The organism is Bacillus sp. AP50, from assembly GCF_040492675.1.
Lineage (GTDB): Bacteria > Bacillota > Bacilli > Bacillales > Bacillaceae_G > Bacillus_A > Bacillus_A cereus.
Genome location: NZ_JBEUTW010000010.1, coordinates 1 through 17,750 on the forward strand (window position 1 = coordinate 1; position 17,750 = coordinate 17,750).

Genomic DNA, 17,750 nt, shown 5'->3' on the forward strand with positions numbered 1-17,750 from the left:
TATTAGGTCAAGGTTTTTGACATAATTTTTGTTTAGAAATGCAGTCATATCAAGGTTGTAAGCGTATAACATAGGCTGTTTTTGCTGTCAAGTTGATAAATTGCAGCTTTTTACAATTTATACTATGATAAAGATATTAACAGAAGATCGTATAAACATGAGGGATGATGAACATGAAATTTACAAAGATTCTTGTCCAAATTGCTGCTCTTTACGTGTTTTATATGGTTGGAACTTGGGTGCAAGAAATGTTAAATATTCCGATTCCAGGAAGTTTGATTGGAATGTTCCTCTTACTTGTTTTACTTAGCCTAAAAGTTCTTCCAGTGAAATGGTTCGATTTAGGAGCAGAAACACTCGTTGCTATTATGCCGTTTTTATTAATTCCGCCAACGCTTGGCCTAATGAATTACGGTGCTTTTTTTATGAGTAAAGGAATTTCTCTTTTCATTACAGTTGTAGCGAGTACATTTTTAATTATTATTGTCGCAGGACATACAGGACAATATCTTGCGAATAGGAAGGAAAGAGAGTCGCGATGAGCCAAATATTAATCGGAGTCGGTTGGGTTCTTTTTACGGTGCTATTATATCAATTATCTAAAAAAATCTATAAATTATTTCCAACACCATTCACCATTCCAATGCTTGTAGCAACTGGATTAATGGCTTTCCTATTTATCGTGCTTGATATACCATATCAACATTATATGGAAAGTGGTGGTGGCTGGATTGCAAAGCTACTTGGACCCGGTGTTGTAGCATTTGCAATTCCTCTTTATAAACAACGTCATGTTCTGCAAAAATATGTTGTACCGATTGCTGGCGGGGTATTAGTAGGTACAACAGTTGCAATCGCTAGTGATTTTGCGATTGCTTCACTTATGGGAACGGATAAAAGCTTAATCTTATCGTCATTACCAAAATCGGTGACAATGCCAGTTGCGATGAGTGTTTCTGAACAAGTTGGTGGTGTACCTTCCTTAACAGCAGCTTTCGTTGTTATCGCAGGTATTACTGGAACGATTACAGGACCCCTTTTATTAAAATGGAGCCGTGTTACAAACTCAGTTGGTAAAGGTATCGGATTTGGATGTGCTTCTCATATTATGGGCGTGATGAGAGCGATGAAAAATAACGAACATGAAGGTGTTATTGGATCGGTAACAATGACATTAACAGCAATTTTGACATGTTTACTTGGACCGTTATTTGCGATGATGTTTATGTAATAGAAGAAAAGCGAGAGCGCCTCTATAGCTCTCGCTTTTCTATGGAATTTATGCTACAGTTACAATAACTGAATCTTTGTAGGAGGTACGCCAAGTGCATACGTTATTATCAGTTTTACTTATTATTGTATCGATTTTAATGATTGTTATGGTACTTATGCAATCTAGTAATAGCTCAGGCCTTTCAGGTGCAATTTCAGGCGGTGCGGAGCAATTATTTGGTAAGCAAAAGGCACGTGGAATTGAAGCGGTATTAAACCGTATTACAATTGTTTTAGCTGTATTGTTCTTTGTATTAACAATTGGTGTTACGTACTTCAATTTATAGAATTGAAAGAAGAAGCGTTAGTAAGTTGTACTAATGGTTCTTCTTTTTTGTTATTTGAAAAAAGTTTCTAATTAGATTATAGAAATACAAATATGGTACACTAGATATAGAAAGAATACGACTAGATTACAGAAGAGAAAGAGGAGAAATACATGATGAAATTAGCATCTCCGAAACCATTTACATTTGAGGGTGGAGACCGCGCTGTTTTATTACTACATGGATTCACAGGGAACTCAGCTGATGTACGTATGTTAGGGCGTTTCTTAGAAAAGAAAGGCTATACTTGTCATGCGCCAATTTATAAAGGGCACGGTGTACCACCAGAAGAGCTTGTTCATACAGGGCCTACAGATTGGTGGCAAGATGTAACGGAGGCATATCAGCTTTTAAAAGATAAAGGTTTTGAGAAAATTGCTGTTGTTGGATTGTCACTTGGCGGCGTATTTTCTTTAAAATTAGGTTATACAGTACCGGTTTTAGGTGTAGTACCAATGTGTGCACCGATGTATATTAAGAGCGAAGAAACGATGTACCAAGGTATATTGGCATATGCCCGCGAATATAAAAAACGTGAGCAAAAATCACCTGAACAAATTGAACAAGAAATGTTGGAATTCCAAAAGACACCGATGAATACATTAAAAGCATTACAACAATTAATTGCTGACGTACGTAACAATGTGGATATGATTTATGCGCCAACATTTGTTGTACAAGCACGTCATGACGAAATGATTAATACAGATAGTGCTAACATTATTTATAACGGTGTAGAATCTACGTTAAAAGACATTAAATGGTATGAAGACTCTACGCATGTCATTACACTTGATAAACAACGTGACGAGCTACATGAGGATGTATATAACTTCTTGGAGCAACTAGATTGGTAAGATCTAGTTGCCTCTTTTTTTCATAAGGAATTTTTTGTGAAAACTGTAAAAATCATAAGGGGAGTATTGAAGTTTCACTTTATACATCCCCTATCTTTCGGATACACTAAATAATATAAGGTTTTAAAGGAGGTATTTTTGCTTGGAAGAAATCATACAAGAACATATTGATAAGTTGTTATTATTTATGAGAGAAGAAGCGTATAAACCGCTAACGATACAAGAGTTAGAAGAGGCATTTGGAATTGAAGGTTCTGAGGGTTTTAAAGATTTTGTAAAGGCACTTGTAACGATGGAAGAGAAGGGACTTGTTATTCGTACACGTAGCAACCGTTACGGTCTTCCTGAAAAGATGAATTTAGTAAGAGGTAAGTTAATTGGACATGCACGTGGTTTTGCATTCGTTGTACCAGACGAGAAGAAAACGGGAGACGATGATCTTTTCATCCCGCCTACAGAATTAAACGGTGCACTTCATGGCGATACAGTATTAGCACGCCTTAGTTCTCAATCGAGCGGTTCGCGTCAAGAAGGTTCAATTGTACGCATTTTAGAGCGTGGAACGAAAGAACTAGTTGGTACATATACAGAATCGAAAAACTTTGGATTCGTTATACCTGACAATAAGCGCTGGACGAGTGATATCTTTATCTTGAAAAGCGCATCGATGGGTGCTGTAGAAGGTCATAAAGTAGTTGTGAAAATTACGAGCTATCCAGAGAATCGTTTAAGTGCAGAAGGTGAAGTTATTCAAATTCTAGGTCATAAAAATGATCCAGGAGTAGATATTTTATCTGTCATTCATAAACATCATTTACCTTTAGCATTCCCTGAGGAAGTGATGGAGCATGCAAACAGTGTACCAGAAACGATTTCAGAAGAAGATTTAAAAGATCGCCGCGACCTGCGCGATCAAATGATCGTAACGATTGATGGTGCAGATGCGAAAGACTTAGATGATGCTGTTACAGTAACGAAGCTTGAGAACGGTAACTACAAGCTAGGCGTTCACATTGCGGATGTAAGTCATTACGTTCAAGAAGGCTCTCCAATTGATGTTGAAGCAGCGGAAAGAGCGACGAGTGTATATCTTGTTGACCGTGTAATCCCGATGATTCCGCATCGTCTATCTAACGGTATTTGTTCATTAAATCCGAAAGTAGACCGTCTGACGTTATCTTGTGAAATGGAAATCAACAACTTAGGTGATGTTGTTAAACACGAGATTTTCCAAAGTGTGATTAAAACGACAGAGCGTATGACGTATGCTGACGTAAGAAGCATTTTAGAAGATGAGGACGAAGAGTTAATTAAGCGTTATGAGCCGCTCGTACCGATGTTTAAAGAGATGGGTCAATTGGCACAAATTTTACGTGAAAAACGTATGCGCCGTGGTGCAATTGACTTTGACTTTAAAGAAGCGAAAGTATTAGTGGATGAAGAAGGAAAACCGACTGATGTTGTTATGCGTGATCGTTCTGTTTCAGAGAAGTTAATTGAAGAATTTATGCTTGTTGCGAATGAAACAGTAGCAGAGCACTTCCACTGGATGAACGTACCGTTTATGTACCGTGTCCATGAAGATCCGAAAGAAGATAAGCTTGAGCGTTTCTTCGAGTTTGTAACGAACTTCGGATATGCGGTAAAAGGACGTGCGAATGAAGTGCACCCTCGTGCGCTGCAACAAATTCTTGAAATGGTTCAAGGACAGCCAGAAGAAGTAGTTATTTCAACAGTTATGCTTCGTTCTATGAAGCAAGCTCGTTACGATGCGGATAGTTTAGGACATTTCGGTTTATCAACTGAGTTCTACACACATTTCACATCACCAATTCGTCGTTACCCAGATACAATCGTTCATAGATTAATTCGTGAATACATTATTAATGGTAAAGTCGACAACGAAACGCAAGCAAAATGGCGTGAAAAATTACCTGAGATTGCAGAGCACTCTTCTAATATGGAACGCCGTGCTGTTGAAGCAGAGCGTGAAACAGATGAGATGAAAAAAGCAGAGTATATGGTTGATAAGATCGGTGAAGAGTATGACGGTATGATTAGTTCTGTAACAAACTTCGGTTTATTCGTAGAGCTTCCAAATACAATTGAAGGTCTTGTACACGTTAGCTACTTAACGGATGATTACTACCGTTATGACGAGCAACATTTCGCTATGATCGGAGAACGTACAGGAAACGTATTCCGCATCGGTGATGAAATTACAATTCGCGTTATTAACGTAAACAAAGACGAGCGTGCAATCGACTTTGAAATCGTTGGCATGAAAGGCACACCTCGCCGTAAGTTCAAAGATCGTCCAGTCGTTATCGAACAGCCAAGAACAGGCAGAAAGAAACGCGGTGGACGTAGCGAGCGCAGTAATGAGCGCGGCGGTGAACGTGGCACAGGTAGAAAATTTGACCGTGGTGGTAAAGGAAAAGGAAGAGGATCTGCATCTGCATCCGCTTCTGCTAGCCAGCCAGGAAAAAAAGATGGTAACGGTAAGAAGAAAAAAGCATTCTTCGAAAACGTACCAGGATTCAAGAAGAAAAAGAAAAAGCGTAAGTAAGAAAAGAGTGGCTTCGCTTTGATGAAAAGCGGGGCCGTTTTCTTTTTTCTTCGTGGCTTGAGAGCGAGCCACTTTCGCTTTTAATGGAATCCAGCTACAGTGGCTAGAATGTTCGGCGGCTTCACTTCTTCCCGAGAGGCAAAGAGCGCCTCAAGGTCAGAAGCTCCATCCACCTCACATTCTGAGCGAGCCACTTTCGCTTTTTATTAACATTTGTTACAATAGTAAAAATAGAGGAGGGACGTTATATGCCAAAGGGTACAGGTAAGGTTATTGCACAGAATAAAAAAGCATTTCATGATTATTTTATCGAAGAAACATACGAAGCAGGGCTTGTCCTTCAAGGAACGGAAATTAAGTCAATTCGCGCTGGACGCGTAAACCTGAAAGATGCGTTTGCACGTGTACATAATGGTGAAGTATGGGTTCATAATATGCACATTAATACGTACGAACAAGGGAATCGTTTCAACCATGATCCACTTCGTACGAGAAAATTACTTCTGCATAAAAAAGAAATTGATAAACTAGCGGGCGCTGCGAAAGAAACAGGTTACGCATTAGTTCCACTTAGAATTTATTTGAAAAATGGATTTGCAAAGATGGCACTTGGTTTAGCAAAAGGTAAAAAGCAATATGATAAACGTCACGATTTAAAAGAGAAAGAAGCTAAACGTGAAATTGCACGCGCGTTCCGTGATCGCCAAAAGATGTAATACAGATATTTACATTTGTAAAATGGAGCGCGTATGTTATAATAACTTATGTAAGATTGTTGCACATTGAAAAACAGCTCTTAGTAGCTATCACGATATTTTCTTCGTATGCTCCATTTTTATCATGGGGACGTTACGGATTCGACAGGGATAGTTCGAGCTTAGGTTGCGAGTCGAGGGGATCGGCCTCGTTAAAACGTCAAAGCCTATAATTGGCAAACAAAACAATCTTTCTTTAGCTGCTTAATTGCACTAAAGGTTCCTCCCTCCATCGTCCATGTGGTAGGGTAAGGGACTCAAACTAAGTGGACTACGCCGGAGTTCGCCGTCTGAGGACAAAGGAAGAGAATAACCAGACTAGCAACTTGGAAGCCTGTCGATAGGCCGAAGAGTTCGCGAAATGCTAATATATCGACTACACTCGTAGAAGCTTAAGTGCCGATATTTTTGGACGTGGGTTCGACTCCCACCGTCTCCACCAATACATATTTGGTGGTTTTTTTATTTTTATATAACAGGAAGCATAAGATGGCCGTTTTGGTCAACTTATGCTTCTTTTAGTTTACGGCCAACTTATGCTTCCAGGATTTGAAGAATATTTTTAATGTCGCCTTTAAATAAAGTCGCGACTTTTAGGGATAGCATCACATCATCATCAATCTAAGAATAGCAAATACCCCAAAACGAAAAAAAATGTACATTTTTTTTCGTTTTGGGGCGTTATAAAATCCTTAAGTTGATGGGCATATGGCGACTCATTTCTAAAATTGTTTTCATGTGTCAATGATAGAAATATATTTTTAATTATGGCTACTTTTCAACTAGTACGATATCATCAAGATAGGCATCACCGATTACATATCCATTAATTTGTAAGAAGAATGAATATGGATTATTAGTATTTAGAGTAGTAAATTCAACCGATTTTTGTTCATACTGTGTGGAAGTAAACTTCATATAAAGTGTGTCTTTTCCCCCAGGAGACTGTGCTCCTACAAATAAGGTTTTTTCAGGACCCGATACTTTTCCAGATGCGGACAGTATGTATGTAGTATTAGGCTTCAAAGTTACGTCTCCCTTAAGATGACCGATTCCTGAACTAAAATGAAGTCCTTTAGAATTATTTACTCCTGCATGCTCTTCAATATTGTAATTTAAAGAACCATATGATGGTTTAAAAGGTTCTAAACTTGAATTGTGGTCAAAATCAATATTAAAAATATAAGATTTCTCCTTTTCCTTTAATTGTACATTATCAAACTTAGCCCTCCCATTTGCTGTAGAAGCAAGTTTGACAGCAAAGTTTGACACATCTTCCCCTGTTTTAAACTTCATCTCATGATGTTCTGGCTTAAATCCTGTATACTGCTTCTTTGTTAATGGAACGATTTCTTGATTGGCATTCAGATTGCCTACTGTTACTTCTGATGGGGAAACTATACTGCCCGCTATATCAAATGTTAATGTATATTCTGTATTCGGCTTTACAGTAACAAGCTGATAGGCTGTGTCGTCATGTATTAATTTCAGATAATGATTGCCTGGTTCAGAAGTGCTGATATTCTCGGTAGAAGAATTAGGATTAGATAAAATCCAGTTATTTAGCCCATCCTCAAAGTCTCCATTCCTAATTTGTTCATTTGCAGATGGACTATCTGCTGATACAATACCTGAAAAACCTATACTGGCACTTAATACAATTGCTGTAGAAAAGACTCCTATACCGACTTTTTTTAACAATCTCTTCATCTCCTTTGGTCAGATTAAAATTTACTTTTTCATATTTCTATATATGTTTGGATAAACCTGACAAAGAACCATTTTAACAATAAATAAATTATGTATCCGAGATTTAGGTTATTTTCATTTGAAGGGGTAGAGGGAGCAACCGTGCCGTGAAGTGTAAAGTAATTTACAGAAAATGTAATGCACGATGCATCGACAGTTGCAAAAATTAACATTTATGCAACACTCCACTTGGGCTTGATTTTTATGGCGCCATAACGTTGCATATATTGTGTTGCAAATTAATTTTCGATAATACGGTGATATTTGTAGCGAAATAGAAAATAGATATTTGCAGTACTATGAATACCTTAACGTACTGCAAAATGATTACAAAAAACCTTTTTAAAAAGTGCACCGTACACTTTTTATCCTTTTACTGGAATCTATTTTGCACTTCCCAGCACAGGTGCCCCTTCTAGCCCTTGAAAGATCTTCAATATATACAAGGACACCTCACTCAAATTGAACGGGTAAAGAAAGCGTATCAAGAGAGCAAAGTGACCTATTAACTAACGAAAGCGTCACTTCCACTTGCTCGTTTATTAAGGTTATTAGTATCAATTTGGCCAAACATTATTCCAAAGCTACATTAATAAAACACACGGCAAGCTTATGGGTTAATAATTAACACACGGTCAATTTATGCTTCCGATTCGGTTGAATAATTAGATGATTATCTACAAAAATAAGTGTTTTCTGGCCAACTTATAGGTAAAATGACATTGTATGATATGAACCATAACTTTGCCAGATTGGCGAGGTTATGGTTCTTTTTGTTTATGGAAAAGTTATGGTTCTAAAAATAGAATGTATCTAATTCTTTGGTTCTTTCAATTACATCCTCAATGTATCTTGTGTGTTATCCCTTAATGATCACAATTTTATCCTGTCAAAGCCCGATTGGTGAGGACTGATAATTAGTGGGGATGAACATCTCTGTTTGGTTAATTAATACTTCATTTTATTTGAATCTCCATATGTTTTGTGTTTTTATCCATACCTATTGTAAGATTATATAGAGTTCTCCTAATAAACTGTTTTAATGGATTATTTAGGGGTTTTAAATTTATAAATCTTAAATTATTTTTTCGGGATAATTTTTTTATCTAAATAATTTATATTGAAGTAGAGGTGAACCATCGGTGAAGCAGGTGTTGGTGATTAAAAATGAACGGTCTTCAGCAAAGAAAATCGTAAGCGGTTTAACGCAAGAGGGCCATTTCATTTTAAAACTTCACAATGAAAACCAAGGTTTAAATATAGCATATGAGCAAGATTGGGATATTATCATATTGGATTGGGATTCATTAAGTATATCGGGACCAGAAATTTGTAGACAAATACGACTTGTTAAAACGACACCAATCATTATTGTGACCAACAATATTTCTAGCGAGGATTGCATAGCAGGGTTACAAGCAGGAGCAGATGATTATATTAGAAAACCATTTGTGAAGGAAGAATTAGTAGCGAGAGTTCAAGCTATTTTAAGAAGAAGTGACTATAACCAGCAAAATGAGACAAACTTTTTTCAGTTTAAAGATCTCTTTGTTGATGCATCTAGCAATATTGTGAAAAAAGGTGGCAAAAATCTCTCGCTTACGAAGCGCGAGTACGATTTACTTGTATTTTTAATTAAGAATAAAAATACGATATTAAGCCGTGAAATGCTTTTGAATCAAGTTTGGGGATATGACGTAGTAGTAAATCCGAATGTAGTAGACTTATATATTGGGTATGTAAGAAAAAAGCTAAAGTGCGAGAAGAAAGATAGATATATTCAAACGATACATGGCAGAGGCTATTCAATGGTTGAATGATAAAAATAAGATAATAAAGTAGTTTCTGTGAAATATTAGCTATTACTGCGCGTATTTTGTAAGGGAAGGTCTCTGTCCCGTATTTGTTGAGAAAGTATTTAATGAAGGTTAATCAACAGTCCTGACCGCACATATTACTTTTTATGCTTGATTTTATGAATTCATACGATTCACAAGATTTTCACAGAATTAATGACTATACTAATTAACAGGATGTTCAAATGAAAATGATTATCAATAGCGATTCAATTGAATAAAAGTTACCTTCTAATTCAATCTATGGATGTCATCATTTTCGAAATAAATCACACTATAAGGAGTATACATATGAAAAAATCTATGCTTTTAAAATTAGTGAGTATTCTAGCAATTTTTACTTTAATGTTAGTGGCTTGCTCAGATTCAAGTAAAGAAACTTCGAAGGCTAATAATAAAGATAATGGTAGTGATAAGCCAAAAACGGTTGAAATCACTGATGCTCATGGAACTGTTAAAGTACCTGTAAACCCAAAGAATGTAGTTGCTTTGGATAACAGAACTTTTGAAACTTTATCTGATTGGGGAATTAAATTAGCGGCTGCTCCAAAGGATATCATGCCTGCTGATTCAGCATATAAAAAGGATGAAAAAGTTCAAAATATTGGAAATCACCGTGAACCAAATCTTGAAATTATTGCAGCGGCAAACCCTGAGCTTGTAATCGTTGGTCAAAGATTTGCTGATCATTACGAAGAAATCAAAAAATTAGTGCCAAATGCAGCTGTTATTGATCTTAATTTTGATGTTTCTGAGAAATCTACTACGCCTGGGAAAAATTTAGTAGATGGACTTAAAAATTCTACAACTACTCTAGGAAAAATCTTTGATAAAGATAAAGAAGCTAAACAATTAGTAGCTGATTTCGATAAATCTATTGAAAAAGCAAAATCTGCTTATAACGGAAAAGATAAAGTTATGAGTGTTATCGTTACTGGTGGAAATATTGGCTTTGCTGCGCCGCACTCTGGTCGCGTTTGGGGACCTATGTATGACATTTTCGGTTGGACTCCAGCATTAGAAGTTTCGAATTCTACTGCAGGTCATAAAGGTGATGACGTTTCTGTTGAAGCTATTGCACAAACAAATCCTGATTGGCTTTTCGTATTAGATCGTGATGCTGCAACATCTGATGCAGCTAAGTCAACACCTGCTAAGGATGTTATTTCTAAATCACCTGCTCTTCAAAACACAACTGCTGTTTCTAAAAAACAAGTTATTTATGCACCAGAAGATACTTACACAAATGAATCAATTCAAACTTATATAGAGTTATTTGGAAATATGGCAAAAACTTTAGCTAAGTAGTGTAAAGGGGTACGAAACAGTGTCAAAAAATATGATTTCTAGGGTTGAGAATATTTCTCAACCCCAGTTTTATAATCAAAATAAAATATGGACAAAACCTTTTATAATAGCAGTTATAGTTGTTATAATTTTAGGGATTATATCACTGTTTACTGGAGTTTATGATATACGTGGACAAGAGGACGGAATGGAGATGTTTTTCATCACTCGTGTTCCAAGAACGTTTGCATTAATGCTTACTGGAGCTGCGATGGCAATGGCAGGGCTCGTCATGCAACTCATTACACAGAATCGTTTTGTTGAACCTACTACAACGGGGACGATTGAATGGTCAGGCTTAGGCCTGCTTTTTGTGTATTTACTATTTCCTGCCCCGACTTTAGTTCAAAGAATGACTGGTGCAATCATTTTTTCTTTTATAGGAACTATGATTTTCTTTTTATTTTTAAGAAGAGTTAAGCTTCGTTCGTCTTTAATTGTCCCGATTATTGGATTGATGCTTGGAGCAGTTATTTCTGCAGTGTCTACTTTTTTAGGACTCCTTTTTCAAAAGACGCAAAGTATTGAAACTTGGTTTGTCGGTTCATTTGCTAACGTTCAGGTCGGAAGATATGAATATTTATGGCTGATTGTTATCATTACTTTTCTTATTTTTATGTATGCTAACAGATTGACTTTAGCTGGACTAGGAGAAGATGTCGCAACAAGTCTTGGAGTTAATTACAATAGAATTGTTCTTTTTGGGACTGCTCTTATCTCGGTTGCAGTTGGAATTGTTGCAGCTGTTATTGGACACTTACCTTTCTTGGGATTAATTGTGCCAAATATCGTTTCAATGTTTAGAGGTGATGACCTTAGGAGTAATTTACCTTGGGTTTGTGTGATTGGAATGGGTTCAATAACTGCCTGTGACATCATTTCTCGAACAATTATACAGCCTTTTGAAGTACCTGTTTCTTTAATACTTGCAACAGTGGGAGCAGTCGTGTTTATTACTATTTTATTGAGAAAAAGAAAACCAAGGAGGCTACGATGATCACATTAGAATATAGAAAAAAAGAAAATGTCGAAATCGATTCTAGCCTTCATAATGAAAGTAGATCAGCTAGTGCTTTTCGGTCTAAGAAGGAAGCAAGACGTTATTGGATTTTACTGATAACATTGATTGCTTTAGGTCTTCTTTCTTCATATGGACTTTTAGTTTATAACAATCCAGTTCCGATAGATTCACCTTCTTTTATCCCAGTTGTTAAGAGAAGGATAGTAGCTATTGTTGCAATGATTATCGCTGCAGTTTGCCATAGCTTGTCGACAGTTGCTTTCCAATCTATTACGAATAATAAAATTATTACTCCATCGCTTTTAGGTTTCGAATCACTTTATTCAGCAATTCATACGAGTACAATATTCTTCTTTGGTGCTGGTGCATTAATAAATTTTAATGGAATTGGCTCATTTTTATTCCAAGTTGTTGTTATGGTCTTCATGAGTTTGATACTTTATGGATGGTTACTTTCCGGTAAATACGGGAATTTACAACTTATGCTTTTAGTTGGAATTATTATTGGTACCGGGCTAAATTCTGTGTCAACTTTCATGAGAAAACTACTTGCGCCTTCAGAATTTGATATTTTACAAGCAAGATTATTTGGTTCTGTTAATCATGCAGATCCTGCATATTTTCCTATTGTAATTCCTATGATCATAATTGTAGCAGTATTAATTTTTGCTCATTCTAAGAATTTGAATGTTTTGTCACTAGGAAAGGATGTTGCTACTTCTTTTGGAGTTAAATATCAACCTAGTGTAATTTATACGCTTGTATTAGTAGCTATTTTGATGTCTATTTCAACAGCTCTAATTGGGCCACTTACTTTCTACGGCTTTTTAGTAGCGACTTTGAGTTATCAGGCGGCGTCAACTTATGATCATAGATATATTTTCCCAATGGCTTTTGCCATAGGATTTTTAATAATGACGAGTGCATACTTTTTAATGTATCATGTATTCCATGCTCAAGGTGTAGTTTCAGTTATTATTGAATTATTTGGTGGAATCATATTCTTAACTATAGTTTTAAGGAAGAGGGCTTTATGATAAAAATTGATAATGTTAAAAAGTTCTATACTGATAAGGTAAAAATAGGACCTTTGGATATTGAAATACCAAAAGCAGGCTTTACTTCTTTAATTGGACCAAATGGTGCTGGAAAGTCAACGACACTTTTGATGATTGGCAGACTTTTAGATATGGATGAAGGCCAAATTCAGGTAGCAAATATGGATGTTTCTGAATCTAAATCGAAAGACTTAGCAAAAGTTTTGACTATATTGCGACAAGAAAATCATTTTGTAACTAGGCTTACAGTTAGACAATTAGTTGGATTTGGGCGCTTTCCTTATTCAAAGGGAAGATTGACTAAAGAAGATGAGGTTATCATTTCTAAATATATCGATTTTTTAGATTTAACTAGTTTAGAGAATAGATATTTAGATGAGCTTTCTGGTGGTCAAAGACAAAGGGCATATGTAGCGATGGTATTGTGCCAAGAGACGGAATATGTACTTTTGGACGAACCTCTGAACAACCTTGATGTTGCTCGTTCTGTTCAAATGATGGAGCATTTAAGACGTGCAGCTAATGAATTTGGAAGAACAATTTTGACTGTTATGCATGACATAAATTTTGCAGCTAAATACTCGGATAAAATTTGTGCTATGAAAGATGGACAAATTGCTGCTTTTGGAACAGTAGAAGAAGTTATGGACTCAACACTTTTGACAGATATTTTTGAAACAAAAATAGAAATTATTAATGGTCCTTATGGGCCAATCGCAGTTTATTAGTTATAAAATGTAAAAAAATACCGTAGCTTGCGTAGATTATGCAAGCTACTCTAGTTGAAGTTGCTGTCTGTATTTTATAGGCAGCAGCTTTTTTATGTGACTACTCATAAAATGCAAAAGAATGCTTCACCTTTTCAAGTATGTACTAAACGAAAAAAATATCCCTGTATAACTTTTTAAAAGAATTCAGCTTGTTTTTTGATATGTAATATTGCATATCAGAGTGTATTGATAAAAGTGTAAGGGGTCACTATAATGAGGGCATAAAGATAAATCACATTTTCGTAGCAATAAAAAGGAGGAAATAATATGGAAATCGCAATGGCAGTTTTAAAATTTGTAGGTGGCGTAATCCCGTTAATTCAAGAACTTTTAAAAGCATTTATGTAAGTTTATTAGTTAGCTATCATTTATCGATCATTATCATATTTTACTAAAAAAGAACGGGGTGATTTTTCTGAATATTAAGAAAAACACTAAAAGAAGAAAGTTCCTTGCATGTTTATTAGTTAGTTTATGCACTATTAATTATTCATCTATTTCCTTCGCAGAAACAAAAGCAAGTAATGTAACTGATGTAACCAAAAATGCTAGTGGCATTGATACTGGTATAGCAAATCTTAAATATAATAATCAAGAGGTTTTAGCTGTAAATGGTGATAAAGTAGAGAGTTTTGTTCCGAAAGAAAGTATCAATTCAAATGGTAAATTTGTAGTAGTGGAACGCGAAAAAAAATCACTTACAACGTCACCAGTCGATATTTCAATTATTGATTCTGTAGTGAATCGCACGTATCCAGGAGCTGTACAACTTGCAAATAAAGCTTTTGCAGACAATCAACCAAGTTTATTAGTGGCTAAGAGAAAGCCTTTGAATATTAGTATAGACTTACCTGGCATGAGAAAAGAAAATACAATCACTGTCCAAAATCCGACATATGGTAATGTAGCTGGAGCAGTAGACGATTTAGTATCTACTTGGAATGAAAAGTATTCTACAACACATACGTTGCCTGCAAGAATGCAGTATACGGAATCTATGGTTTATAGTAAATCACAAATCGCAAGTGCTCTTAATGTTAACGCTAAATATCTTGATAACAGTCTAAACATTGATTTTAATGCGGTTGCAAACGGAGAGAAAAAAGTGATGGTTGCCGCATATAAGCAAATATTTTATACGGTAAGTGCTGAACTACCTAACAATCCATCCGACCTTTTTGATAATAGTGTTACTTTTGATGAGTTAACTCGAAAAGGCGTAAGTAATTCGGCTCCACCTGTTATGGTTTCAAATGTAGCTTATGGTAGAACGATTTATGTAAAATTAGAAACAACATCTAAGAGCAAAGATGTACAAGCTGCTTTTAAAGCCTTACTTAAGGATAACAGCGTTGAAACAAGTGGACAGTATAAAGATATTTTTGAAGAAAGTACCTTTACTGCTGTAGTATTAGGCGGAGATGCGAAAGAGCATAACAAGGTTGTTACTAAAGATTTCAATGAAATCCGAAATATCATTAAAGATAATGCTGAATTAAGTCTTAAAAATCCAGCATACCCAATTTCATATACAAGCACTTTCTTAAAAGATAATGCAACTGCTGCTGTTCATAACAATACAGATTATATTGAGACGACAACTACAGAATATTCAAGTGCTAAAATGACACTTGATCATTACGGTGCTTACGTTGCTCAATTTGATGTATCTTGGGATGAATTCACATTTGACCAAAAGGGTAACGAAGTACTAACACATAAAACGTGGGATGGTAGCGGAAAAGACAAAACGGCTCATTACTCTACAGTTATCCCTCTTCCACCGAACTCAAAAAATATAAAAATTGTAGCAAGAGAATGTACAGGTCTTGCATGGGAATGGTGGAGAACAATTATTAATGAACAAAATGTTCCATTAACAAATGAAATAAAAGTTTCAATTGGAGGAACAACATTATACCCAACAGCTAGTATTAGTCATTAAGTATAAAAAAGCGCCCTGTAAGTAGGGCGCTTTTTACTTGGTCACAAATTTTATTTTGTATCGGTATGTTTTTAGGTTTTGTAAATCATCAACTATAAGGTGGGAATATTGTGCAGACGAAAAGCTACATGTTTTTCGTCTTTTTGTTCTCTTGCTTAATAAGAAAGATCCTGTAACTCAAGTACAGGATCTTTAATCAAATGTTTTTAAAAGCTAAATTGTGGTTTCATATCACCTTTATAAGGTTCATGTTCAACAAATATAGTTATATCCTTACCAGCTTGGTCTTTACCAGTTCTCTTATACGTAAATTTATTTTTATTTAGTTCAGTAAGTTCAAGAGCAGCACCGTATTTGTTATTTCCAATTGAAACATGGGCTCTTATTTTATTTTCGTGTACAACATCGAAGTAGCCATAGTCACCGCGGCTTTGACCTGTTTCGCTATTGAAAAACTCGTATTTATTAGACTTGTCATCAAATTTTGCTAGACTTATAAAATTCGAATTAAACTGTGTTACGTCATTACCAGCTTCATCTAATACTTTTGTTCCGTGCCAAAGGGTTCCACCTAAAATCTTATCTCCATCAATGTTTTTAACGATATCGCCTGTAGTCGTGTTCAGCTGCTTGTCCGGATCAGTGAAAGAAAGCTCTTTTTCTTTATATGGAACATGTTCAACGAAAACTTCTACATCTTTACCGTTAGCATCTTTCCCCATTCGTTTATAAGTAAATACATTCTTATTTAGCTTTGTCATATCAACAAAAGCTTGATATTTCATTGATTCTGAAATTAATATTCTCTTCTTCCCATCATTTGTGATAAAGAAAGTTCCTTTATCGCCACGACTTGCACCTGTTTTAGCATCAAAAAATTCATATCTTCCAGACTTTGCATCATATTTTGCAAGGCCAATGAAGTTTGCATTTTCTTTTGTTACATCATTTTTATCTTTGTCGTATACTCGCGTACCTTGCCAATTTGTATTGCTAAGAATGTTAGCCATTTTTTGGCCTTTCGTTAACTTATTTTCCTTTTTTGTTTCTTTGGCAGCTTGTTCTTGTTTCGGCTTACCATGATTTTCTTCGGCTTTCGTACCAACACATATAAATCTATTCTTAGTAGGTGCCCAAGTGTATTAGAATAGAATATCCCTTTACCAGATATGAATATAAAACTTTCAATAAAAGTCAAAAGAGAGGAGGATCCTCTCTCTTGATAGTTGTGAATCATTGATTTTTGCGAGGAAAAAAAGACAACAGAAGTGTCACTATATAGTGGTGACATAAATAAATATAAAATTAAGAGGAAACCATTTTAAGCTCTATATAATTTATTAGGTGATTGCAATAACAGTAGGAGTAAAGTCAATAAGAAGGACACCTCTTTCAGCTGGTTGCGGCTCCTTTCCTTTTTTCACTCCTTTAACATAGTGACTGACCTTTTGGTCACAAACACCATAAGAGTCAAGAGGATTTATGAGATCAAACTCATCAAGAATGAATTTTTTATCAACATCTTCCCTTTTTAAACCGGCACAATTCGTGGTGGCAATCGTACTAGTCCCGCCAATCACATTTTTATAGGTGACTAAGTGGACAAAGGTGAAGGGCTCTCCATCTTGATGCAGGGTATTTGGAGAAGCGATAGACTCCTGACCATCTTCTGTGACCATATACTTTACAAAATGTACACCAACATGAACAGGAAGTAACTTGTCATGTGTATCCCAGAATGTTTCATTAAAATCATATTTTATTATTTCTTTTAAGAGTTCGTTTTCCTTTATTTCTTCGCTAAGTGAGGGGAAAGCACGGTACTCAGCGAGGTATTCAGCGTTAAAGCTTCCTTGAAAATACAGAGATTGAGGTTGCCCTTGTTCGTCAAAGTGATTAGGAAGCCATTGAAAATGATTATCCCAAGGATTAATCAGTGCGCGTGAATATCTTCTGTACCTGTGACTCTCTAATGAGTATGTATCTACCGGTAATCGATCAAATTCGGCTGTCATCTGCATAAAATCTTTTTCTAGGTTTTGAACAGGTAAATCTGCAAGTTGGAATTTCTTGTATCCGTTTACTTCTAGAGCTTTCTTTTCTTTTAAGAACAAATTACTCATTTAGTACACCACCTTTATTATTAAGTTAATCTTTAAAAGTTGAAAAAAATCCCTATTTATAACAAAATATTCATAAAATAATAATAAGCTTTAATTTTATAT

General features: G+C 35.6%; 14 protein-coding genes, 1 other RNA gene and 1 pseudogene. 13 read left to right on the top strand and 3 right to left on the bottom strand.

Annotated elements, in window-relative coordinates; genetic code table 11:
- The first annotated feature begins 173 nt into the window (after positions 1 to 173).
- From ABWK52_RS01320 to ssrA, 7 genes are all read left to right on the top strand, one after another.
- Positions 174 to 542: a CidA/LrgA family holin-like protein gene (locus ABWK52_RS01320; RefSeq protein ID WP_000673222.1), complete on the top strand. Its 369-nt coding sequence runs from the start codon at positions 174 to 176 to the stop codon at positions 540 to 542.
- On the top strand, positions 539 to 1,231 hold the full coding sequence (locus tag ABWK52_RS01325) for an LrgB family protein (protein WP_000078309.1): 693 nt from the start codon (positions 539 to 541) through the stop codon (positions 1,229 to 1,231). The genes ABWK52_RS01320 and ABWK52_RS01325 overlap by 4 nt, the downstream gene beginning before the upstream one ends.
- Before the next feature lie 94 nt (positions 1,232 to 1,325).
- Positions 1,326 to 1,559 carry a preprotein translocase subunit SecG gene (gene secG / locus ABWK52_RS01330; RefSeq protein ID WP_000557264.1) on the top strand — a complete coding sequence of 78 codons (234 nt, stop codon included), beginning with the start codon at positions 1,326 to 1,328 and terminating at the stop codon, positions 1,557 to 1,559.
- Positions 1,560 to 1,714: 155 nt separating this feature from the next.
- Positions 1,715 to 2,455, top strand: coding sequence for a carboxylesterase (estA, locus tag ABWK52_RS01335; protein ID WP_000761986.1), 741 nt, complete (start codon positions 1,715 to 1,717; stop codon positions 2,453 to 2,455).
- A gap of 142 nt (positions 2,456 to 2,597) precedes the next feature.
- Complete coding sequence (rnr, locus tag ABWK52_RS01340) at positions 2,598 to 5,024, top strand: ribonuclease R (RefSeq protein WP_000391096.1); 2,427 nt, start codon at positions 2,598 to 2,600, stop codon at positions 5,022 to 5,024.
- Positions 5,025 to 5,272: 248 nt separating this feature from the next.
- Complete coding sequence (gene smpB / locus ABWK52_RS01345) at positions 5,273 to 5,740, top strand: SsrA-binding protein (RefSeq protein WP_001123919.1); 468 nt, start codon at positions 5,273 to 5,275, stop codon at positions 5,738 to 5,740.
- Positions 5,741 to 5,866: 126 nt separating this feature from the next.
- Positions 5,867 to 6,221: a transfer-messenger RNA gene (gene ssrA / locus ABWK52_RS01350) on the top strand.
- A gap of 329 nt (positions 6,222 to 6,550) precedes the next feature.
- Here the strand turns inward: ssrA and ABWK52_RS01355 are convergent.
- Positions 6,551 to 7,480 carry a carbohydrate binding domain-containing protein gene (locus ABWK52_RS01355; RefSeq protein WP_098541827.1) on the bottom strand — a complete coding sequence of 310 codons (930 nt, stop codon included), beginning with the start codon at positions 7,478 to 7,480 and terminating at the stop codon, positions 6,551 to 6,553.
- 1,190 nt (positions 7,481 to 8,670) lie between these two features.
- On the opposite strand from ABWK52_RS01355, the gene ABWK52_RS01360 reads away from it, so the two are divergent.
- From ABWK52_RS01360 to alo, 6 genes are all read left to right on the top strand, one after another.
- Positions 8,671 to 9,348 (top strand): response regulator transcription factor, encoded by a 678-nt coding sequence (locus ABWK52_RS01360; RefSeq protein ID WP_000815809.1) that lies wholly within the window; start codon positions 8,671 to 8,673, stop codon positions 9,346 to 9,348.
- A 327-nt stretch (positions 9,349 to 9,675) separates the two neighbouring features.
- On the top strand, positions 9,676 to 10,692 hold the full coding sequence (locus ABWK52_RS01365) for a siderophore ABC transporter substrate-binding protein (RefSeq protein ID WP_098507134.1): 1,017 nt from the start codon (positions 9,676 to 9,678) through the stop codon (positions 10,690 to 10,692).
- Positions 10,693 to 10,711: 19 nt separating this feature from the next.
- A complete protein-coding gene (locus ABWK52_RS01370; RefSeq protein ID WP_098507784.1) occupies positions 10,712 to 11,728 on the top strand; it encodes an ABC transporter permease in 1,017 nt (338 codons plus the stop codon).
- Positions 11,725 to 12,789 (top strand): iron chelate uptake ABC transporter family permease subunit, encoded by a 1,065-nt coding sequence (locus ABWK52_RS01375; RefSeq protein WP_098541829.1) that lies wholly within the window; start codon positions 11,725 to 11,727, stop codon positions 12,787 to 12,789. Before ABWK52_RS01370 ends, ABWK52_RS01375 begins: the two co-directional genes overlap by 4 nt.
- Positions 12,786 to 13,538 (top strand): iron ABC transporter ATP-binding protein, encoded by a 753-nt coding sequence (locus ABWK52_RS01380; RefSeq protein WP_000590071.1) that lies wholly within the window; start codon positions 12,786 to 12,788, stop codon positions 13,536 to 13,538. Before ABWK52_RS01375 ends, ABWK52_RS01380 begins: the two co-directional genes overlap by 4 nt.
- 448 nt (positions 13,539 to 13,986) lie before the next feature.
- Positions 13,987 to 15,525 carry an anthrolysin O/cereolysin O family cholesterol-dependent cytolysin Alo gene (gene alo / locus ABWK52_RS01385; protein ID WP_098541831.1) on the top strand — a complete coding sequence of 513 codons (1,539 nt, stop codon included), beginning with the start codon at positions 13,987 to 13,989 and terminating at the stop codon, positions 15,523 to 15,525.
- A 206-nt stretch (positions 15,526 to 15,731) separates the two neighbouring features.
- Here alo and ABWK52_RS01390 read toward each other — a convergent pair.
- Positions 15,732 to 16,634 (bottom strand): annotated as a pseudogene (locus ABWK52_RS01390) (DUF4822 domain-containing protein); the annotation flags it as partial.
- A gap of 231 nt (positions 16,635 to 16,865) precedes the next feature.
- Positions 16,866 to 17,648: a 2OG-Fe dioxygenase family protein gene (locus tag ABWK52_RS01395; protein WP_098507783.1), complete on the bottom strand. Its 783-nt coding sequence runs from the start codon at positions 17,646 to 17,648 to the stop codon at positions 16,866 to 16,868.
- Between the last annotated feature and the right edge of the window lie 102 nt (positions 17,649 to 17,750).